The organism is Marinimicrobium agarilyticum DSM 16975, assembly GCF_000423345.1.
Classification (GTDB): Bacteria; Pseudomonadota; Gammaproteobacteria; order Pseudomonadales; family Cellvibrionaceae; genus Marinimicrobium; species Marinimicrobium agarilyticum.
The window spans coordinates 332,560-353,976 of record NZ_AUHU01000005.1 but is presented as its reverse complement, the minus strand read 5'-3'; the positions used below and the strand labels follow the sequence as shown (position 1 = coordinate 353,976).

At 57.8% G+C, this 21,417-nt stretch carries 14 protein-coding genes; 2 read left to right on the top strand and 12 right to left on the bottom strand.

Annotation, left to right across the window (positions count from 1 at the left end; genetic code table 11):
• Positions 1-5 precede the first annotated feature (5 nt).
• On the bottom strand, positions 6-3,440 hold the full coding sequence (locus G547_RS22555; RefSeq protein ID WP_169449430.1) for a PAS domain-containing protein: 3,435 nt from the start codon (positions 3,438-3,440) through the stop codon (positions 6-8).
• 199 nt (positions 3,441-3,639) lie between these two features.
• Here G547_RS22555 and G547_RS22995 point away from each other — a divergent pair, with 199 nt between their 5' ends.
• On the top strand, positions 3,640-4,641 hold the full coding sequence (locus G547_RS22995; RefSeq protein ID WP_169449429.1) for a PAS domain-containing protein: 1,002 nt from the start codon (positions 3,640-3,642) through the stop codon (positions 4,639-4,641).
• A 6-nt stretch (positions 4,642-4,647) separates the two neighbouring features.
• Here G547_RS22995 and G547_RS0106755 read toward each other — a convergent pair whose 3' ends face one another.
• Positions 4,648-6,108, bottom strand: a complete 1,461-nt coding sequence (locus G547_RS0106755; protein ID WP_084645739.1) for a sigma-54-dependent transcriptional regulator — start codon at positions 6,106-6,108, stop codon at positions 4,648-4,650.
• 25 nt (positions 6,109-6,133) lie between these two features.
• Positions 6,134-7,372, bottom strand: a complete 1,239-nt coding sequence (locus G547_RS0106750) for a sensor histidine kinase (RefSeq protein WP_084645737.1) — start codon at positions 7,370-7,372, stop codon at positions 6,134-6,136.
• 375 nt (positions 7,373-7,747) lie between these two features.
• Between G547_RS0106750 and G547_RS20455 the strand changes: the two genes are divergently transcribed.
• Positions 7,748-9,037, top strand: coding sequence for a DEAD/DEAH box helicase (locus G547_RS20455; protein WP_036187431.1), 1,290 nt, complete (start codon positions 7,748-7,750; stop codon positions 9,035-9,037).
• 68 nt (positions 9,038-9,105) lie between these two features.
• Here the strand turns inward: G547_RS20455 and G547_RS0106740 are convergent, their stop codons facing one another.
• The 9 genes from G547_RS0106740 to flgL form a co-directional block, all read right to left on the bottom strand.
• A complete protein-coding gene (locus G547_RS0106740; RefSeq protein ID WP_051234956.1) occupies positions 9,106-11,832 on the bottom strand; it encodes a di-heme oxidoredictase family protein in 2,727 nt (908 codons plus the stop codon).
• Between the two features lie 264 nt (positions 11,833-12,096).
• Positions 12,097-13,548: a sigma-54 dependent transcriptional regulator gene (locus tag G547_RS0106735; protein ID WP_027329190.1), complete on the bottom strand. Its 1,452-nt coding sequence runs from the start codon at positions 13,546-13,548 to the stop codon at positions 12,097-12,099.
• A 331-nt stretch (positions 13,549-13,879) separates the two neighbouring features.
• Complete coding sequence (locus G547_RS20450; protein ID WP_245573398.1) at positions 13,880-14,155, bottom strand: hypothetical protein; 276 nt, start codon at positions 14,153-14,155, stop codon at positions 13,880-13,882.
• 2 nt (positions 14,156-14,157) lie between these two features.
• Positions 14,158-14,601 carry a flagellar export chaperone FliS gene (gene fliS, locus G547_RS0106725; protein ID WP_245573396.1) on the bottom strand — a complete coding sequence of 148 codons (444 nt, stop codon included), beginning with the start codon at positions 14,599-14,601 and terminating at the stop codon, positions 14,158-14,160.
• 63 nt (positions 14,602-14,664) lie between these two features.
• On the bottom strand, positions 14,665-16,695 hold the full coding sequence (gene fliD / locus G547_RS0106720) for a flagellar filament capping protein FliD (protein ID WP_027329188.1): 2,031 nt from the start codon (positions 16,693-16,695) through the stop codon (positions 14,665-14,667).
• Between the two features lie 189 nt (positions 16,696-16,884).
• Positions 16,885-17,298, bottom strand: coding sequence for a flagellar protein FlaG (locus tag G547_RS22550; protein ID WP_051234954.1), 414 nt, complete (start codon positions 17,296-17,298; stop codon positions 16,885-16,887).
• Between the two features lie 50 nt (positions 17,299-17,348).
• Entirely contained in the window at positions 17,349-19,085 is a 1,737-nt protein-coding gene (locus G547_RS0106710; RefSeq protein WP_027329187.1) for a flagellin N-terminal helical domain-containing protein, read from the bottom strand.
• A gap of 280 nt (positions 19,086-19,365) precedes the next feature.
• Positions 19,366-19,698: a flagellar protein FliT gene (locus G547_RS0106705; protein WP_027329186.1), complete on the bottom strand. Its 333-nt coding sequence runs from the start codon at positions 19,696-19,698 to the stop codon at positions 19,366-19,368.
• Between the two features lie 87 nt (positions 19,699-19,785).
• Complete coding sequence (flgL, locus tag G547_RS0106700) at positions 19,786-21,399, bottom strand: flagellar hook-associated protein FlgL (RefSeq protein ID WP_027329185.1); 1,614 nt, start codon at positions 21,397-21,399, stop codon at positions 19,786-19,788.
• Positions 21,400-21,417: the final 18 nt, after the last annotated feature.

Below are 21,417 nucleotides of genomic sequence, written 5' to 3'. Positions count from 1 at the left end.
ATGACTTACCTCCGATCGGACAAATGCGCTTGTACTTGAGCCAGGGCGCGCTGCACTTTCTGCCACTCGCTTTCAAAATTGTTCAATAGCTCTCCAATAAGTGAGCTGCCTGTGGCCCTTGTCCGGCCCCAACGCTCCAACGCCAAGGACCGGTCGGCAAGTCCGTTTGCGCCGACCGAGCGAGCGGAAGATTTCAGTGAATGAGCAGCGTCTGCGACCACTTGCCACTGCCTCTCCCGCGCGGCCTCTCGCAAGCGTCCCACCAGCTCCTCCGAGCTCCGGCGGAAGCTTTCGACGAATTCCGCCAAAAGTTCCTCATCGCCACCGATCAAATCCTGCAACACTTTCAGATTCAGCGTTTCAGAAACCGGGGTTTCCCCCCGGGCCCATTCCGCTCCATCGACGGCCTCGGGCGGGCCGCCTCGCGGTTCGATCCAACGGACGAGCGCTTCCCGCAACGCGTCCAGGGAAACAGGCTTGAGCAAATAATCATCGAAGCCCAACTGCTTACACCGCTGCGCCTCCCCGGCCACCGCATTGGCAGTGAGGGCCACAACCGGGAGTGGCTGGCTGACACCTCGCTCAGCCTCGGCACGTCGAATTTCGGCAACCAGGGCATAGCCATCAATATCCGGCATATGCAGATCGGTCAGCACCATGGCATAACCTCTTGCTTCTTGCTGCCAGAAACGCAGTGCCGCTCTCCCATCTCGGCACATATCGGCGACATAGCCCAATAAGCCGAGTTGCTGCTCAATAACCCGCTGATTGGTTTCATTATCTTCCGCCACCAGAACCAGCCGACCCGCCAGCAGAGCCTCTTCTCTCTGCAGAACCACTCTGTCAGGCCGACTCGCCTCTACCAGGGGTGCATGACTTTCCAGGCTTTCCCGCTCCAGAGCGGTGGCGGCCGCCTGCAAAAAAGCCGGCAAGGAAAGACTGTTGCTGTCTATCCCGTAGACACCGGCGCCATCCTCACGGACCCGACGCCGGTGGCCCCGACCTACCAATAACCAATGATATCGGGCGGGCCAGACGGGCAACGTGAGTTTTTCCGTGGTTTGAATAGAGAAGCGACTATCCAGCCCGGTATCACGCACCATCAACCACAAAGAATCATCGCTTTCGGCCGCCTCGGGGACTTCGAGAGGCGCGTACACCCTGGCGCCGGCGGCCCGAAGATAAGCCGCCCAATCAGCGCCTTGATAATCCGGCCAGACGAGACAGGAAACGCCGCTCAAATCCGGCCGTTGCTCGTCCGCGCTCCCGTCAGGTACCAGCGGCAATCGCAGAGTCATCCGAAACTCCGCGCCCTGCTGTGCCTCACTCGAAACCTTGATATCGCCCCCCATCAGCTCCACCAGGCTCGAGCTGATACTCAACCCCAAACCGGTCCCACCATAATGGCGCGTAGTGGATGGGTCTGCCTGGGTAAACGGATTAAACAAACGCGATTGAGTTTCCGGCGTCATGCCAATACCGTTGTCAATGACATGGAACGACAAGTCGACCGAGGTTTCAGAGCGGCCCGTCATATAGAGACGCACCGCAACGCGCCCTGGGCGATCCAGCCGGGAAGAAAACTTGATGGCATTGTTAACCAGGTTCAGCAGCACTTGGCGAAGGCGCAGCTCATCCCCCATCACGTGGGTGGGCACCGCAGGATCGGTATACAGGGTCAACTCCACACCCTGATTCAGCGCCATTCGATCCAGCAACAGACAGACACTGCGCACCACCGCCGCCGGTGAGAAGGGGACCGGGGCCAACTCAAGCTTACCGGCCTCGATTTTGGAAAAATCCAGAATGTCGTTCACAATCCCCAGAAGCGATTGGGCCGACTCGCGGATAATATCCACCATCTCCACCTGCTCACCACGCAGACTGGTTTCGTGCAGAACATCCACCATCCCGACAATACCGTTGATCGGGGTGCGAACCTCATGGCTCATGGAGGCCAGAAACTCGGATTTGGTAGCACTGGCCAGCTCGGCCAGTTCGCGGGAAGCTTCCAGCTCACGGATGCGCGCCTGCTCTTTCTCGGCCCGCCGCCGTTCATGGATGTCGATCGCGCTGCCGTACCATTTGATGATGCGATTTTTATTGTCTTTTAAGGGGATCGCCTGCAACGAGTGCCAGCGCCATTGGCCATCAAAGCGGCGCAAACGAAGCTCCACCTCCAACCGATCACCTGTCTTCAGGGCTATTCCCCAGCTTGATAGGTAGTGGCTCCGATCGCTCTGCGCAATCGCCGAGCGCCAGAGGTCATCCAACTGCGGATCTTCACGCTCGCAACCGAGATACTCGGCCAACATCCGGTTGCCGTAATCCAGCTGCCCCTTTAAGTCAGCCGTCCAGACCAGGTGTGGCATGGCGTCGGAAAACTCCCGAAAACGACGTACCCCCTGGGACAATAACGACGCGGCGTGCTTACGCTCAGTCACATCCTGGACCGCGCCTTCCAGGCGCTGGAGGATGCCCCGGTCGTCGATGATCGGGTGGGCCTGAACGCGAACCCAGACATACCGACCAAACGCGGTCACCACCTGAGCCTCGACATCCACCGGGGCCCGGTCCGCAATCGCCCGCTCAAACGCCTCAGACACCTGAGGCTGAAACGACGACGTGCAAAAGCTGAAGGCCTGCTCAAGCGTCAATGGCTTCCCGAAGGGAACATCGAATATTGCGCAAGCTTCTTCGTTGAGCGTCACCTGGTCCGACACCATGTCCGCCGACCAGCCGCCGAGCCGCGCCATTTGCGTGGCGAGATTCAGCAACCGCTGCCCTTGTATCAGTTGCTCCGACATTTGTCGGCGATCGGTGATATCAGAGGCAAACCCGACAATCCGGACCACCTCTCCGTCGTGATTTTCAACCGGAAAGGCCCGGTCACGGACCCAGCGACGCAAACCGTCGGGCCGTTCGAGTTCATACTCCACATCGTAGCCTCCGGCCGCCCGCTTCGACCACTCGAGCTTCACGCGCTCTTGATGCTTGGGGACGACGGCGTCGAGCCATCGACGGGGCATGCGGTCCAGAGACCCCCGAGCGATTCCCCACACCCTTTCATAGGCAGGAGAGACGTACAGCAGTTCGCCCGAGAGCGCATCCTCTAACCAAAACACCTCGCCCACATGGTCGGCCAACTGGCGAAACAGAACCGAATCGTTCTCAAGCGCCCGCTCCAAGCGCGACCGGTCACGATCGTTCCTGGCGCCCAAAAAAACCGCTGCCAGAATCAATAGAAGCAACAACGCTTCGCCTATATAACGCCACCATATTTCCGTGCGCCAGGCAGTCAGCCCGGCGGTCGATGAAAGCTCATGAAAGTGAAGGGAAAGCACCAGAATGCCCAGGGACAGAATGACCCAACGCAAAGCGGAGGCATAAGCCTGGCGGCGAACCAATTGCTCGACTATTTTTTTTGACTGTGCTTTCATGCGGTCAGCACTCACGCGCTCTCGTTCCAGGCGGTTGATTATGGGCATCAGTGTAAACCAAAGTGGAGACAACAACACTCGGCGTTCGGCGCCAATTTTTCGGCGACTTTCCTTTATTTTTTTGGTCGCGATATTTTTGGCCGACATTTTGACGCCACTTGGAATCGCTCACGGCATTTTGTATTTGCTGGCTATCGTATTGGCTGATCTGACACGAGACCGAAACTCGGTACTGCAAGTGGGGCTCTGGTCAATGTTGCTATGCAGCATCGGTATGTCTCTGGGGGATCTGCCCGACGGGTTTTCACTGGCCGTCGTGGTACTCAACCGATTGCTCAGTCTGATGGCCATCGGCATTGCCTTGACGTTGAGCCTGCAGTGGCTTTCGTCCCGCGCCCATTTGCATCAAAATCGCGACGACCTAAGGCGAGCACAAAGGCAGCTCAAACGACTACAAACCACCCTGGACATGTTGAGCATCCAGACCGACACCGGCTACTGGCACTTCGAAACCCAGAGCCGAGTTTTTTACTGGTCGGACATTGTCAGCCGTATTGTTGGGCAGCCCGCCGGACAGCCGGTGCCGCCCGGAGGTGGCATGGAGTTTTTCCCCGAGCCGGGCTATTGGCAGTTGCGTGAGGCGTTCGAGCAATGTGTGCAGACCGGAAAGTCCTATTCGGAGCAATTGCCAATGACCTCCACCAGTGGTCAACAGCGCCTGGTCAAAACCTCGGGGCGTCCCTGGTATAACGAACGGGGTGAGCAAATCGGTGTAGTGGGAACACTGAGAGACATTACGGGGACAACCCTGTCCAGGGAACAGTTTGTGGAAAACGCTCAGGCGCTGCAGCAACAACTGGACGCCCTGCCAGTCACGGTCTGGCGGGCACAGCCGGATGGTTCCATCGATTACTTCAACCAGGCGTTGAGCGATTATTCTGGCGAGCCCCGGGAAACCTTGTCCGCCCCGGGCGAATGGCTGACGCTTCTGCACCCGGATGATCAGGAGCGCTGCACCCGTCATTGGATACGCTGTGTCGAGAGTGGCCTTCCCTATCAAACCCAATTCCGGATTCGGCGTTACGATGGTCAATACCGTTGGCACCAGGTGCAAGCCACACCGATCCGGGACCTGTCGGGCAAAATTACCAAGTGGTACGGCAGCGCGGTGGAAATTCCCGAAGCCACCGTCAAGACCTGACGGCTTTCAGGCAAGACCGTCTACGGGAAAGCCCGCATCACGCAAGCGGGCCATTTTATAACGCAGGGTCCGCGGGCTGATACCGAGCCGTTCGGCCGTGCGTTTTTTGCTGCCCCTTTCGCTGTTCAGCGTATCGACGATAATTTCAAACTCACGTTGTTTCAGGTCGTTGCCCAACGCTGGGGGTTTTCTGGAGTCCAGTGCCGTTGAGTTTGTGTCGGGCGCAATGGCGTCCAGCGATGAGGCCGCACTCAAGGGCTCCGTCGCCAGCGCTTCCGGTTCCTTTGGTGTTTCGGCGTAAGCGAAGTCGGCTTCAAGCGCGAGATCTTCGGCTTGGATCAACTCCCCCGGCTGCAGAATCAATGCGCGCTGCATGACGTTGTCCAACTCCCGAACGTTGCCCGGCCACCGGTATTGCGTCAATGCCGTGCGCGCCGACTCCGCCAGCTTGACCCAGCCCCGACGTTGTTTCTGCGCATGCCTGGCCAACAACTGCTCTGCCATCGGCACAATGTCTTCGGTCCGTTCACGCAGTGGCAACCACTGCAGAGGCAGCACGCTCAGTCGATAATAGAGGTCTTCGCGAAACCGCCCCCGGGCGACTTGCTCGCGCATATCCCGGTTGGAGGTGGCAATCACGCGAACATCCAGAGAAATGGTTTTCCGCCCCCCGAGCCGTTCCACTTCCCTTTCCTGCAACACCCGCAGCAACTTCGCCTGCAGGCCCACATCCATTTCGGAAATTTCATCCAACAACAGCGTGCCCCCGTTGGCCTGTTCGAACTTGCCCGGCGCGCTGCTGTGAGCGCCGGTGTAGGCCCCTTTTTCGTGGCCGAACAACATGGCTTCCAGCATATTCTCTGGAATGGCGGCACAGTTGATGGCAATAAACGGCTCGCGCCGACGGGGCGAGTGGGCATGTATATAGCGCGCCAGCACTTCTTTACCGGTACCGGACTCACCCAAAATCAACACGGTGGATTCGGACTGGGCCACGCGCTGGGCCAATTGCAGCAGACGCTGGCTTGAGGCCGCCGAAGCCACCGGCTCATCACCCGACTGGCCGCTGCCATCGAGATGGCGGGCCAGGGTTTCTACCAACAGTTTCGGTTCAAACGGCTTGACCAGATAGTCCACCGCGCCCTGTTTGATGGCATCCACCGACTGGCTGATGCTGGCGTAGGCGGTGATCAACATCACGGGTATCTGCGGGTACTGTTGGCGAACAGTCTGCAATAGCTGCTGGCCACTGATGCCCGGCATGTTCACATCCGAGACGATCATATGGCAGTCACTGTCATCGCTCAGGCGGGCCAGGGCCTGCTCTCCGCTGTCCGCCTCCCAGACATCGTAATCCGCCAATTGCAGCGTGTCGCACAGCGCTTCGCGAAGGGCTGCATCGTCTTCAACAACCAGAATTCGCGGTCGGTTTGGCACTGGTGCCATTTGCCGTGCTGCCTGAGCCATAAGGTGTCTCCAACGGAAATAGAATTTATTCGGTAAACGGTTGAGTCAGGGGCAACAGAAGCGTTGCCTGAGTGCCCTTGCCCGGCTGCGACTGAAGATCGAACGCACCGCCGTGGGCACGAACCACCGCCTGTACCACGGCCAGGCCCAAACCGGTTCCCTGGGCTTTGGTAGTCACAAACAGATCGCGCACTTTGGGCAGTAAATCCGTTTCGATGCCCGGCCCTTTATCGGTCAGTTGAATGGCCAACCAATGCTGCCCTTTCAACACTTCGTGATTGAACGCCACGGTCAGTTCAGCCTGCTTGCCCGAGGCCTGAATACTGTTGTTTGCCAGATTCAACAGCGCGCCGATCAACGCTTCGCGGTTACAACGCAGACGAATCGTGGCGCAATGATTGAGCGTTTGACAGTCACTACTCGAGGTACTGAGCGGTACTTCAAGCGCTTCTGTTAACCCTTGCTCCAACTCACCGGCGCTAATGTAATCGTTCAATGGCAGGTCGCCTTTGACGAACAACAACATGTCCTGCACCTGGCGCTCGATATGATTCAACCGGTTGGACAGCTTGCCGGCGAACTCCCGACGGCGGTCCTCTTCAAGATCACTGTCGCGCAGATGTCCGGCGTAAAGCATGGCCGTCGACAGGGGCGTGCGAATCTGGTGAGCCAGCGCTGACATCATTTTGCCCAGTGCCGACAGGCGCTCGTGACGACTCAGCTCGCTCTGCAGACGCCGGGTTTCGGTCAGGTCCGTCAATAGAATAATTTGCCCATCCACGCCCAGGTTGCGCGTGGCGATGCGAATGCGTCGGCCATCCTTCAATGAAACCTCGTGGCCATCGTCACTGCGCGGTTTGAACGAGCGGGTGATGACATCCCGCCAGGGCATTCCCTCCAGCGGCTCTCCCAGCAGATCCAGCGCCACCGGGTTGCACTCCGAAACGCGACCGGTAGAGTCAATCACCACCACTCCACCGGGAAGGAAATTGATCAGATTTTCAAGGCGATTGGCGATCTGTTCTTTTTCCGCCAGTTCCTCTCCCCGCTGTTGGCTGACAGTGGAGAGTTCGCGGTTCAGGTCCGCCACGCGGTTTTCCAACAGCTCGTAGGAGTTGACCAACTGTTGGGACAAGTCCCCAAACACATCAAACGCCTGCTTGAGGCCCTCGACCGAGTCGGAATCAAGGTCCGGGCGCAGGCTGATGACGTCGGCCAGGTCGCGTTTATTCTGTTGTGAGAGTGTTGATGCGCCCTCTGACATAGGGAGCACTCCTCCAGTCTGGGTTCGGTTTTCCGGCGCGATGGCCGAGCATAACGAGGGTTTTGCAAGGAGGGTGCCAACATGAAAAACCTATATTTTTCAAAGCGTTAGGAATTCAAACAGCACCAACACAGTCAATATCCCGTCGCTTCGACGATGCGGTAAGGGAAACCCGTCGGATTTTGTCCTCGCGTTTTCCGGTCATTCCCGAGACGCTCGTAACGGTAAAAGGTGGTGCCCACCGACCGGAGCTGTTACACTTCCCGACCTCGGCGTCCCTCGGTCGGCGTCGCATGCCTCTTTTGATCTCTTACGCAGGCTCTCCCAGACCGTACCCCCTTTGACGGGGAGTGGTATGAGCCGCAGGAAACCTTCATGACATTTGCTGAACTCGGCCTTCGAGCCGAACTTTTGCGCGCGCTTAATGACGCGGGCTACTCCGAGCCTACCCCTATCCAAGCCAAAGCCATCCCTACCGTAATGCAAGGCAAGGACTTGATGGCAGCGGCTCAGACCGGTACGGGTAAAACCGCCGGCTTTACCCTGCCCCTGCTGGAAACCATGAGCCGCAAAGCGGTAGCCGGACAGAAATTCCGCCCCGTGCGGGCCCTGATCCTGACCCCGACCCGGGAGTTGGCGGCACAGGTGCACGAAAGTGTTCGCACCTATGGCAAGCACCTTCCCCTACGCTCGACTGTGGTCTTTGGCGGTGTGAGCATCAATCCCCAGATGATGACGCTGCGCAAGGGCGTCGATATTCTGGTGGCTACGCCGGGGCGTCTGCTCGACCTGGTGCAACAGAACGCACTGCAGCTCGACCGCGTCGAGACACTGATCCTGGATGAAGCCGATCGCATGTTGGACATGGGCTTTATTCACGACATCAAGAAAGTCCTCAGGCTTGTCCCCAAACAGAAGCAGACGCTGCTGTTTTCCGCGACTTTCTCGGACGAGATCAAACAACTGGCGGACAAGCTTCTGAACAACCCGGAGCTGATTGAAGTCGCCCCGCGCAATACCACCGCCGAGCGTATTACCCAGCGCGTTCACCCGGTGGATCGGGATCGCAAACGGGAGCTGTTGTCCTACCTCATCGGTGATGGCGACTGGCGTCAGGTACTGGTGTTCACCCGCACCAAACACGGCGCCAACCGTTTGACCGAGCAGTTGCAGAAAGACGGCATTAGCTCAGCCGCCATTCACGGCAACAAGAGCCAGGGCGCCCGTACTCGTGCCCTGAGCGATTTCAAAAGCGGCAAGGTTCGCACCCTGGTGGCCACCGATATCGCCGCCCGCGGCATCGACATCAGTGAGCTGCCCTATGTTGTGAACTACGAGCTGCCCAACGTGCCGGAAGATTACGTTCACCGCATCGGGCGCACCGGTCGTGCGGAACGCGAAGGCGTGGCCGTGTCACTGGTGTGTGTGGATGAGAACAGCTTCATGCGCAACATCGAACGGCTGATCAAAAGCCAGGTGGAAAAGGTGGTGGTGCCCGGTTTTGAACCGGACCCGAATATCAAGCCGGAGCCGATTCAACTGGGCCAAAAAAGGCCGGGCGGTCAGAGCCGTCCAGCCAAGCCCAGAGGTGGCAACCCGAACGCCAAGGCCCGCCAGAATGAAGGCGGCCGTTCGAACCGTAGCCGTCGTCAGAAACGCGCCTGAGGTTCAGGTCCGTCGTTGAGAAACGGCTGGTAGGAAAAAAGGGGTTGCTTCGGCAACCCCTTTTTTTATTACAGCGACTTCAGGAAACGAAGCAGGTTCTGCTTATCGGTTCCGGACAAGGCTTCATAATTGTTCTTCGCCGCCAGACCTTCACCACCGTGCCAGAGAATCGCCTCTTCAATGGTACGGGCACGACCGTCGTGCAAATAGCTCGCCTCGGGCGTGCAGACTTCATCGCCCTGCTGACCGGTCGGATTGGTCACGCCACCGGTGACGCACGCGGACAGGCCCAGCCCCCACAACGGAGCGGTTCGCCACTCGGCGCCGGACGCCTGGCCTTCACCGAGGTTATCGGCAAGCCCCGGTCCCATGTCATGCAGCAACATATCCGTGTAGGGATGAATGGTCTGGTCGCGCAACTCCGCCAGCGGGTGGTGCTGACTGGTCTGATGAGTCGGTGTGTGGCAACCGGCGCAACCGGCACTGGCAAACAACTGCTCGCCCTGCTGTACGGCCGGGTCGTTGTAGTCACGCTGAGGCCGAACGCCCAACAGCGAGGTGTACTTCACCAGATCCTCAAGATGATGGTCTGCGAGTTCCAAGCCACTGCTGCCACAATCGCTCTGGTTGGCCCCACAATCGGGTTGAGGCAGTATTGAGGTCATCACGCCAATGTCTTTATTGAGCGCGCTTGCCAGTTGATGTTTGACGCTGACGGTGCCCGCCTTCCAGCCAAACCGGCCCAGTCGGGTTTCACCGGTTTGCGGGTCTGGAATACGGTTGGCACGACCGGAAATCCCATTGCCATCAACGTCGCTGGGATCGGCATCAGCCAGAATGGCGGATTCGGGAATCGCCTCGAGCAAACCTATCCCCACCAGGTTCGGGGCAAGGCGCGCCGAGAAACGCTCGGGCGTGACGCCCTCAAACTGGAAATTGGGAGAACGCAGGCCATTCTGCTCACTCCAGCTACCGATACTGACCTCGCCTTCACTCTGCGCCCCGTCACGGGCAAGCGGTTGCAGCACCCGGCCCAGATCCGGATGCGGGTTACCGGCCGCATCGGCTACCAGGAAGGACCATTTGTCCAGCGGCTCACCCACCGCTGCGGGCGCGGCGCGACCATTTCGATTGTGGCAACTGGCACAACTGTCATTGGTATAGTGCGGGCCGGCCTGCCCCACCAACTCATCGAAGACCGGGTTTTCGATAGGCTTCTCATCGTGACGGCCATCCACGAAAGACGAGTGCAGCACCCGCCGGCCCAGCACGAATGGCTGGCCGTTGTCATAACTCAGGTTGGTGGCCATCTGCATAAAGTGGTTGTCGGTTTCTCCAGAGGTGGCCGCGTGGATGGTGGTGTCGCCCCCGAGCCAGGCACTTTCGGGAATTTTGACCGAGTCTTTCACCCCACCGGCCGGCGTAGAGCCGCCCACATCCCAGGGAACCAGACCTTCACCGACGATGTACAGGTAGGTCGTGCCATAGTAATTCGCCCGACCATTGGGAACACCGGGATCAAGAAACTGACTGATTTCAAACTCCAGTTTATCGCCCACCTGAATCGGTCGCCCTTCCCGGCAGTTATAGCTGCGCTCCTTGTAGTAGTTCAGGTTATCCTCGACGACCATGGTGCCGTTATCACAATACTCCGCCACGGTACCGACGCCGCGATAGAACCAACGGTTTTCCGCTTCCGTGTCGCTCAGTTTGAATTGCGTACGAACGTTCATACGAACGGTGTCTCCGCCTTTGGCCACCTCATCGATGATCTCGATGCTGGCGGTGCGATCTTCCCAGTAAAAACTCAGGTAATGATCGTACGCCTGGAAGTGATCTTCTTTCGCATGACGATCGCGAGCGCGGTCGGCGAAGCGGGTCACCAATGCGGTATCGGTCTCATACTGAACCACCGGTTCCCGAGCCGTTGCGCCGTCATACAGCGGCACAATTTCACCCAGGTCCGCCGAACTGTTTGAACTGCTGCTTTGCGAGCTGTCACTACTGGAGGAGCTGCTGCTTGAACTGCTGCTCTGCGATGAACTGCTGGAACCGGTGCCCGCAAAAATATGGCTCTGGACGCTGGTGCTTTGCCCCACTCCACCGGCAATAATCGTGAAGTGATAGGTGAGCACATCCCCCATGCCCAGACCGTTGATATCGTAATACCAACCGGAAGCGTCCTGGCCCATGCGCAGGTTCTGTTGGGCGCCACCGTTGACGCTGTAGTGGATATCCACGATATCGCCCTCGGTCACTCGCGCCCGGGCCGTGTCGCTGTCGAGCTCCTGCAGACAACCAGTCTCGCAATCGACGTTCTGCATAGGCTCGGCGCCGAAGACCTTGAATTCCCAGATGGAGTATCCCCAATAGTTACCCGCACTCCGGCTGATACCAAACATGCGAACATATCGGTATGTGCCACTGACATCGACCGTATCAGTGCGGTTACCAAAAGCGCCGCCACTGCGACTGACGAGCGTATCCCAGCGGCTACCGTCGTTGGAGGCACGAATTTCATAGGTGTCCGCGTTGGCCGCTTCCCAGTCAATCACCACCTGAGAAAGATCATAGGCCTGACCGAGATCCACGGTCAGAAACGAAGGGTCGGTCTGGGCGGCGGACGCCCAACGGGTGTTGCCATCGCCATCCACGGCGTAGGAGGCTGACAGGTCCGCTGTGCTGGCCGAGGCCGACTGGTTGAGCGCGACGTTGGTCGTTTGTGCCACGGCAGGCACGGAGAGTACACAGAGAAGCAGTGCGCCAAGCACACTGTGACGTCTGAATAAACGCATTGGTGGTTCCTCGCAAGTCACTATTATTGGTTATCGATTTTGGATATCGGCACCGGATATCCAAGCTGCGAGCTTTCTTGCTGGTACCTGGCTAGGTTTTCCTTTCCCACGGTTGCTGACCGACTGACAGCAGCACCGAGACTAGAGAAGCCGGTTGCTGGCGTCGTCCCACTTTGGAAAACGGAGAAAAGTGAACCAACGGCACTTGTGCCGATTTATTCGGGAGGGGAAGTGGGCCCCGCGAGAAAGCGGGGCCTCTGTCGTCTAACGCTGCAGGTCGTACTTGCGCATTTTTTCCACCAACGTGGTGCGGCGTACACTCAGACGATCGGCGGCGCGGGCCACCACGCCACCACAGTCATTCAACGCCTGCTGGATCAATTCCTTTTCCAGGCTACTGATGTATTCGCGCAGATCGATTCCCTGTTCGGGTAACAGCGGAGTATCGGTCATGCTGACATAACCCGCCTGGTTTGTGACGGCAGAGTCGGGGTCCTTTTCGACACCGAAATCCTCTTCAGCGACATCCACGTGGCGATACTTACCGGGCAGATCCTGTACACCGACCACGCCATAAGGCTGCATGATCGCCATCCGCTCTACCAGGTTGGCGAGCTCACGCACGTTTCCGCTCCAGGGGTGACGACACAGCGACAGAATGGCGGCGGAGTTGAAACGGATGGAGCCCCGGTCCTCGCTTTCGAGTCGGGAAATCAACTCGTTAATCAGCAGAGGAATGTCCTCGGCTCGCTCCTTCAATGCCGGCAGCTCAATCGGGAATACATTCAGGCGATAGAAAAGGTCTTCCCGGAAGCGATCTTCGGAAATCATGCCTTCCAGATCCCGGTGGGTGGCGGCGATGATACGCACATCGACCGTGGTGGTCTTGTTGCTGCCTACCCGTTCGAAGCTGCGCTCTTGAAGCACGCGCAGAATTTTGACCTGCATGTTCAGAGGCATGTCGCCGATTTCATCCAGAAACAGGGTGCCACCTTCCGCCAGCTCGAAACGCCCGGCCCGAGCGTTGATGGCGCCGGTAAACGCCCCCTTCTCATGGCCAAACAATTCGCTTTCCAACAGTTCAGCGGGAATCGCACCACAGTTGACGGGTACAAAGGGTTTCTCACGCCGGGGGGAGTTGTAGTGCAGATTGCGCGCCACCACTTCTTTGCCGGTCCCGGACTCGCCGGTAATCAGTACCGACACGTCCTTATCGGCCACCTGGGCCATCATGTCGCGAACGTGCTGGATTTCCCGACTGGTGCCGACCAGACTGCGAAACAGGTGCACGGGGCGTCGGGTGGGCTGCCGGCGGTTGGCCTGCTGAGCCTGGCGATACAGTTGCGCGCGGTGAAGCGTGTCCAGCAACTGATTGTAGGCTGGCGGAACACTCATGGTGGCGATCACCATCCGGGAGAGTTCTCCGGGGGCACCGTCGGGGAGGCTTCGTTCATCCAGCAGGATCACCGGCACGTCATCCTGCCACTGGCGAACCTCTTTCAGTTGGGCTTCCAACTCGGCGGGTTTGGGGGTCTGCCCGAGAAACAGGGCCATCACGCCCCGCTCGTCCTCCTCGCCCCCCTCCTCGTGGGCATCTTGCCAGCCGCTCCAGCCGGTCTCGACGACCGTTCTCCCCAAGAATTCCAGGATAACCGCCAGCTCCCTGCGTCGTTTTTCGTTATCGTCTACAACCAAAACACGGGTGTTTCGCCACATTCGACTAGGCCCTTCTGTACTTTCTTGTCATCGACACCGAGAGCCCCCGCTCGCGGGCCGGACCTGTTATCAACTAATAGTCGACCAGATCGCACCAGTCAAATAACCGGCGCTTTCAGCACCTGCGACGATATTCTGAATTGGGCGGGTTTGATGACCCCAAGATTTTGTGACCTGAATCACAATACGAGGGATTTTGGCAGGGTTATGCGCCTTGAGCAATCCCAAATGACGGAAAAATGACGATTTGAGTGTCAATAACGCGAGAGATTGGATGCCGAGAACGGGTTGGTCGACGAAACATCGCCGACCTCACCGTGGTCCGGTCTCTCTACAGCGCCATCTCCAGCACTTCCCGGTGACAGCGATCAATCAGGTTGGCGTAGACACCTTTGAGTTCACTCAGGGCGCGAACCAGCGCGGAGCCGTCATCACGATTGGCCGAGATGACCCGATCGACCAGAGCGGCGCAGGCGCGGTCCAGCTCGCGCACGCGCAGCCAATCTTCGGCGCGCAGTGCCTGGATCAGTTCCCGACGCAGTTCCGCGATTTGATCCAACCCGGCATCGCCCCGATAGTCAGGCCTGGGGACTGCCTGCAGAGCCATGATCAGCGAGCCTCGGCGGCGATGCTGTCCCAGGCACTTTTCAGCTCACCCAGGAGACGGCCGCATTCGTCCAGCCGCTCGGTGCTGTTTTTGTAGTTGGCTTCGGTGAGGGCGCGAATGATGTAGTCGTAAAGCTCGTTCAGCTCATCCGCCAGCTCGCCATCTTCTTTCTTGTCTTTCAGGCTGCCCTGAAGACCGTCGACGATATTGATGGCCTTCTGAATCAGCTCGCCCTTGCGGGCAATCTGACCCTGTTGCATTGCGCCCTTGGCTTGAGCGATACGCTCAAGGGCACCCTCGAACAACATCTGAATCAGGCGATGGGGAGAAGCGTCCATGGCGCTGGACTGGACTTTCATGGAAGAGTAATTCTGAGCCGCGCGAGCGTAGGCGTTCATACCGGTTCCCCGTTGTTGGTCGTCTTCATTATCGGTGGTATTTACCATCGGACTAACCTTTATTACGGCTGTAGAGGGGGAAACTTTAGCCGATTTTGGGGTGCCTAAAACTTAACGCGGCGGCGCGGTAAACGGCAGGCGATCGTTAATGCCCTCCAGGAAGTCGCCGGTGCTGTTCAGGCTGCGGACGATCTGCTCCATGGCCCGGAACTGGGCTTCCTGCCGCGCTCGGAAGGCTTCACTGCGGCGGTCCAGGTCTCGGCGGTCCTCTTCGATCTCACCCATATCTTCCTGGAGGTTACTCTCGCGCTCGGAAATCAAACCGGAGTTACGGACATAGGAATCCACCATACCCGCCAGAGTGCCACCGAGACCGCGTGAGAAGTTGAGGGTAGCGGAAGTCGCCCCAGGCGCCACCGTCATACTGAGGCCCTCAGCGGGCGAGCCGATCGCACCGCGCAGAACATTGCCGAAGCCGAAGCCTGCTTCACCATTGATGGTACCGGCCACGTTCTGGCCAGCAGTGCCAGCCCCCACATTGATACCCAGCTCCGCCATATCCGCACCGGTACTGGTAAACTCAATGCTGCTTTGCGCTCCATAGGCTTTGGACTGAAATTCCAGTGCACCGGAGGTGGTGTTGTAACTGACATTTACCCCGGAAAAATTTTCTTTCAGGGTCGAGTCGGCGTTGATCAATGTTTCGAGGTCTTCGGCAAGCTCCGCACCCGAGTTATAGGTTTTTCCTTCCGGCAAAGTAATGGTGGCCGACTGATCTCCATCCACCTTGAGCGCGAAACTGTAATCTTTCCCCGTGGTATCGAGCGGAAATGTCACCGCCAACGGGTCGGCATTGAGGTAACCTTTGGTGGCCTCCTGGGTGATCGCTACATCGTAGCTGCCCGGTTGTGTGCGGCTCCCGAAGTTGGTCACATCAATACTGGCGTTGTCCGAGGAGGTATTGGGAACGAACAGGTTCCGGACCTCCTCAAAGCGGTTACTGATCGCGTTGGAAAAATCCGTCACTTCGCCATCGTCAGCGAACTCCAGCGTGCCATCGATCTTGGTGCGAATACCAATGGTCGCCAGAGAACTGAAATCACTTTCAATGCCAGGCACGACGTTGCCAAGCATGCTGCGGACGGACCTCAGGACATTGCCCGCCAGCGGGTCATCATTGAGGCTGCCCTTACCGTCTTCACCTTCATCATTCGAGGTCAGGCGTTGCACCTCTTTGTAAAAGGTGTTGTAAGCGTCGACAAAATTGCGAATAGACTCCTCGGCGAGGCTCTTATCCTCGGTCACATTGATGCTGATTTCTTCCGACGCGTTGCTGTTGAACACTTCGAATTCAACGCCCTGGATTACATCGTTAATAACGTTGCTGTTGCGGGTGACCTGCAGGCCGTTGACCCGCAGAATCGCGTCCAGGCCTTCTTGCTGCTGGGTAAAGTTCTGAGTGGTCTCGTTGAAATTGAAGTTGGACAGACCCGCGGTGGCGCCTTCGTTGGCGGTGATTTCCATCTCGCGGCTGGCGCCGGTCGGGCCTGTCAGCAACAACTGATAACTGCCCTCTTCCCCAACGATACTGGCCTGCACACCAATGTCGGAATCGTTGATGGCATCGCGCAGCCCGGTCAGGCTGTTATTGCTTGAGTCAATTTCAATGGTAGCACCGGTCGCATTGGTATCGGCTGTGAAGGTCGCCAGATCAGCCGACCAGTCACCCAGGCGTATGGTCAGGCTCCCCTCGCCCACGGCCGAATCCTTGCTGGCATAGGCGCCCGAACTGAGCGACTGGGACTGGGCCACCTGTTCGATCTTGATCCGATAGTTACCGGGAACCGCCTCGGGGTTGAGGGAGTTGACCGCCATCAGGGTGGTGTCAGAAATCGAGGCTCGTTTGGCGTCAAAGGTATCGGCATTGGCCAGCGGCTCCAGGGCGCTTTCAAACTCACCGACGGCGCTTCGAAGCATGCCGAAGCCGGAGATCTGGGCTTCTACCCTGGTCTCACGCCGGTCCAGCCGCTGCTCTGTCGGCAGACGCTCCAGCTCCACCAACTGGTCCACAATGCTCTGGCTGTTCAGGCCGGAGCCCCCGCCCAGAGAACTGATGATATTGCTGCCAATATTGTCGACCATAAAACTGTCTCTCAAAATGCCTCGTGAAAGAACGACAAACCGAAGCGGCAGTCCCGCTCCTGTGTATGACAGGGTATCGGCCGCTTTTGCTCAAACTTTAGCCTATTCAGCTAACGGGCACAAAGCGCCCGGCACAACGAAAAAAGGGGTGCCCACCGGGCACCCCTTCATCAAGACTGACAACAACCGTTAGGCCTGCTCACTGAAAAAGTGCACCGGCTCATCAACATTCAAGTTTCGAGCCAACCGGAGGAATATCTCGTCAGGAATCTGACGGATTACCTCTTCGGTCTGTCGATCAAGCACTTTGACAACGGTTTCGCCGGAATCCTTATCAATACTGAAGCGTAAATCCCGCTGAGTGGTCTGAATATACTCGTTCATCTGAGCAACAGCCTGCTGGACATTGTCCGCACGGGCTTCAGCTTTCTCTATCGGGGTGGTTTCACGCGGCTTCACAGGTTCCAACGAAACAGAGGGCGGCAAAGATTTGCCGCCCTCTTTCGCTGCTTGACGGGTGGTATCAGGTGAAGTTTGCCGGTCAACACCAGCGCTGTGATAGCTGGGGCTGATATAACTGTTTAAGGTCGTCACTTCACTCATGTTACTACCCTCTCAAGGGCTCCCCCGGTGGCCCGGGGGAGAAGTTCAGCTTACTGCAGCAGTGACAGTACCTGCTGAGGACGGGCGTTGGCCTGGGCCAGCATGGCCTGAGCGGCCTGCTGCAGAACCTGCGCCTTACTCAACTTGGCAGTCTCGGCGGCAAAGTCGGCATCCACAATCCGTGACCGGGCAGCGGAGGTCTTCTCAGACACGTTGCTCAGGTTGGAGACGGTGAAGTCCAGACGGTTGTTGACGGCACCCAGTTCCGCACGGGTAGCCCCCACTTCCTCAATCGCCGCGTCAACGATACCAATCGCCTTTTGCGCACCAGCCTGAGTGGAGATGTCGACATTCGCAACACTATCCCCGACGGTGGTGGCGTTGTTGACTTCTTGCAAGCCGGTATTTGCCAAGGTCGCAGTACCACTCAGTTCAATGGACATCTCATCGCCATCCACAGAATTCAAGGTCAACCCACCAGCGCCATCATCAGAGGCAACCACACCGGTTTGATCGGAAATTTTGTTAATGGCGGTTGTCAAAGCGACGCCTTGAGTAGCAGCATCTGTACCGTCTGTGATCGCACCAACGGAGACCCCATTGATCGTGATGTCTCCCTCTCCGATGTCACCAAATGCCGTAACCGCCTGCCCGGTAATATCACCCGCCTGGTCTCGAGCATCGATACCCAGTACTGTTGCGTCGGCAGCGGTATCATATTCTACTGTTATGCCAGTATCGTCAGTAGACTCCAACGACAAGCTTGCACCGTAGGTGGTTGCAGCTGTGTTGAGACCTGTTGCCCCAGTAGCGTCCGTAACAGTGATTGAGGCGCCGCCCTCGTTAGCCAGAACTATACGGCCTTCATCATTAATACTGGCCTCAATTTTACCACCTGTTTCAGAGTTAATCTTTTCAGCAAGCTCTTCCAAACTGCCGGTGTCGGTAATTTCAAAAGATGAAGTAGACCCATCACCATTAACAACGGCCAGCGTGACACTATCGCCATCACGCAAGACACCTTCGCCATCATCTTGAGCCGTTACTTCAGTTACTGCCGATGCATCGACATTCGCCACGGCGTCTTCAATAACACCCAAAAACTCATTCATGGTGGTGGCGGCGTTCAAATCATCATTAGCAACCGCTTGGCCATTTATCGTAACGTTCTCAGTGGCGGTCAAGAGGTCACCAGTTAGGACAGCATTAGTCCCATTACCAGTAGTGGCCGTTGCAGCACCGATGGCGCCACCAACGATGTCACCGCCAGCACCACCACCCAAATCAGCTACAGAAAAGGAGCCAACGGAGACGCTGATGGTCTGATTTTGCTGGGAACCCACCTGCAACAGCGTGTTGTTCAGGCTACCATCCAGCAGCGCCTGGCCGTTAAAGGTGGTCTCTTCCGCGATGCGGTTCAGCTCGGTTTTGAGCTGTTCCACTTCCGCGTTCAAGGTACCGCGATCGCCATCGGAGTAAATACCGTTGGCAGACTGTACCGCCAGTTCCCGCATACGCTGCAGAATGTTGGTGCCTTCCTGCAGAGCACCTTCGGCGGTCTGAATCATGGAGATACCGTCGTTGGCGTTACGCACTGCCTGGTCCAGACCGCGGATCTGAGAGGTCATGCGGTTGGAAATGGCGAGGCCGGCGGCGTCGTCTTTGGCGGAGTTGATACGCTGACCGGACGCCAGACGTTCGGTAGCTTGGTCCAGAGTTTGGCTTGACTGCATCAGCTGACGCTGAGTGTTCAGTGAGGCCACATTGGTATTGATTACTAGAGCCATGATGGATCTCCTAAAGTTTTTGGTTCACAGGCTTTACCAGCCGTGGATCTTCGTCGGACAGTGAAGCCCGGGAACACAGTGCACCAGGTCTTCTGTAAAGGTTATCGACGAGAGTGGTAGGAGCTTTAGGGGATTTTTGGTTTTTTTGTGACAGAGGGTTAAAACCCTAAATTATTCTTTAAAAATCAAAGCCTTAGACATCAGGCGGGGTCTGAGTCGTTGCTTCTATATAGGGATGACGAGCATTGTCAGGTGGCGCGCTTCGCGCTTACCTGACCTACTATTTGGAAGGTTTGTAGGCTTTGATCGCCCGGTCCTGGTGGTTTTTCTGTTTGAGTTGGCCCGCGATGTCCGCTTTGGTACGCTCGGCGAGAGCGGTAATCTCGTCGTTCAGGGACTGAATCGCCGCGATTTCCCGCTTCAGCTCCTCTGCCCTGTCGGCCTTGGCGACCGCCACCAGAAACTCACTGTCGTTGAGAGCGGCGATCAACGCCTCCCGCTCCGATGCCTTGTCCTCGAAGGCCTGCCATTCATCCTCTCGGGCCAGGGCCAACAGCTCCCGGGTATAGTCGCGAAAGCGGTATACGGCGTCGAGCAGGTCGGGTTCGTTCATGGCTGGAATGCCTCAAAGTGTGAGAAGGCCGCGTCCCGGTCGGGAAAGCGGCCTTAAGAGTCTAACAATATCCGCGGAGCGGCTTTATCAGGATAGATAATTGAACAGGGACAAGCCACTGACTTTCACAAACGTCTGCTGGGCGGCACTCAGTACCATGCTCTCCATCTTCAGCCGGGTGGAAGCCTCAGCGTAATCAAGAGCCTGAATATCCGCAAGAACTTCTTCATTGTGCAATTTGGTTTCCGCCAGCAGGTCCTGGGTGGATTCCAACGTGTTCTGGCGTGCCCCCAGATCCCCCTGAGCAGCGGTCAGATGGGTCATGGCATTTTCCAGGTTGGTCAGGGTCTGCCCGACAACGGTGTTGAGATCGGCCTTACTGTCCGGGTTGTCCTCGACATTCTTCATCGCCTCACTCAACCGGGACAGAGTGGTCAGTAGCCCCTGTTTGTTGCTGGCATTCACCTGGAAGCTGTCCCCCGGCTCGGCCAGTTCCCCGTCGGTGGACGTGGTCCCTGCATTCTGGGTGGCGAAACCGAACACGGCGTCGGTATTGGCGGTACCGTTACTGACCGAGAGATTCTGCCCGGAGGGAACGCTCAGCCCGGTCGCATCCACTGTAATGCCCAGGTTGGCCAGGCGCTCGGCATTGCGGGCCGCACCGCTACCGGGCGTAACGTCGGCGGAGCTGCTTAGAGCAGCCGCCAGGTCCGCAGCGTTATTGACTGGACGATCCAACACCAGCGTTTCCGAACGCCCGCCCACGGTGAGGGTGACGGTTTCAGGAGCACCGGAGAAATCCACCGCCGTCACGGCGCCAAAATCCAGGGTGCCCGGCGTCGCAGCTTCCCCGCTGTAGGGCTGCCCGGTGATGTAAAAGCTGGCGCCATTTACCTCGATGGGGTCACCTTCGGTGTAGGGAGCGTTGGCCACCAGAACCCGGCCACGGTCGTCGGTCACCGTATAGTTGGTGGCGGGCGGCGACAGCGTCTCGGGCGCGTTGAAGGTGACTGTCATATCCAGGGGATAGAACTTGTCGTACGCTTCCTGATCGACCACTTCCCCGATGCTGATCTTCGCCGGCGGTACCCCTTTGTTGGCGGGGCTGGCACTGGTGTTGAAGGTATTGTGGCCGCTGGGAATATCCACAAACAGGTCTTTGCCCGAGTCGCTCACCGCCACCGACACGCTTTCGGAGACCTGAATACGTTGCTGGCCTTCATCACCGTGGTAACTGAAGTTGCCACCGCCATCGGCGGTGAACGGCTTGGTATCACCCTGATGTCCCGCAAAAATGTACTGCCCGGCCGAGTCACGGGTGTTCTGCAGGTCCAGCAGTTCACTGAGACGACTGTCCACTTCCGAGGCCAGGGATTGATAGTCGGTAGCCGTCAGAACGCCCGTGTTACCGGCATTGACGGCGAGCTCCTTCATACGCTGCAGCAGGTTCACCACCGACTGGATGGCGATTTCTTCCCGATCCAGCTTGCCCTCCGCCTCATTCACATTCTTCTCGTACTGCTCCAGACGCCCCATGTTCTGAGTGAGACGCAAGATGCTGGTGGCCGCCACCGGGTCATCCGCCGGGCTGAGAACACGCTTGCCAGAGCTGATCTGCTCGCTGGTCTTATTGACCGCCGACTGGGCGTTGCGCATGCCGATGTCGGCGATGTTGTAAATTTGTGATGTGGAAACACGCATGGCTGTGCCTCGGTTAAA

Coding starts and splice junctions, on each gene's coding strand:
- G547_RS22555 (WP_169449430.1), bottom strand. CDS start 3,440: ATGAAAGCACAGTCAAAAAAAATAGTCGAGCAATTGGTTCGCCGCCAG.
- G547_RS0106755 (WP_084645739.1), bottom strand. CDS start 6,108: ATGGCTCAGGCAGCACGGCAAATGGCACCAGTGCCAAACCGACCGCGA.
- G547_RS0106750 (WP_084645737.1), bottom strand. CDS start 7,372: ATGTCAGAGGGCGCATCAACACTCTCACAACAGAATAAACGCGACCTG.
- G547_RS20455 (WP_036187431.1), top strand. CDS start 7,748: ATGACATTTGCTGAACTCGGCCTTCGAGCCGAACTTTTGCGCGCGCTT.
- G547_RS0106740 (WP_051234956.1), bottom strand. CDS start 11,832: ATGCGTTTATTCAGACGTCACAGTGTGCTTGGCGCACTGCTTCTCTGT.
- G547_RS0106735 (WP_027329190.1), bottom strand. CDS start 13,548: ATGTGGCGAAACACCCGTGTTTTGGTTGTAGACGATAACGAAAAACGA.
- G547_RS20450 (WP_245573398.1), bottom strand. CDS start 14,155: ATGGCTCTGCAGGCAGTCCCCAGGCCTGACTATCGGGGCGATGCCGGG.
- fliS (WP_245573396.1), bottom strand. CDS start 14,601: ATGGTAAATACCACCGATAATGAAGACGACCAACAACGGGGAACCGGT.
- fliD (WP_027329188.1), bottom strand. CDS start 16,695: ATGGTCGACAATATTGGCAGCAATATCATCAGTTCTCTGGGCGGGGGC.
- G547_RS22550 (WP_051234954.1), bottom strand. CDS start 17,298: ATGAGTGAAGTGACGACCTTAAACAGTTATATCAGCCCCAGCTATCAC.
- G547_RS0106710 (WP_027329187.1), bottom strand. CDS start 19,085: ATGGCTCTAGTAATCAATACCAATGTGGCCTCACTGAACACTCAGCGT.
- G547_RS0106705 (WP_027329186.1), bottom strand. CDS start 19,698: ATGAACGAACCCGACCTGCTCGACGCCGTATACCGCTTTCGCGACTAT.
- flgL (WP_027329185.1), bottom strand. CDS start 21,399: ATGCGTGTTTCCACATCACAAATTTACAACATCGCCGACATCGGCATG.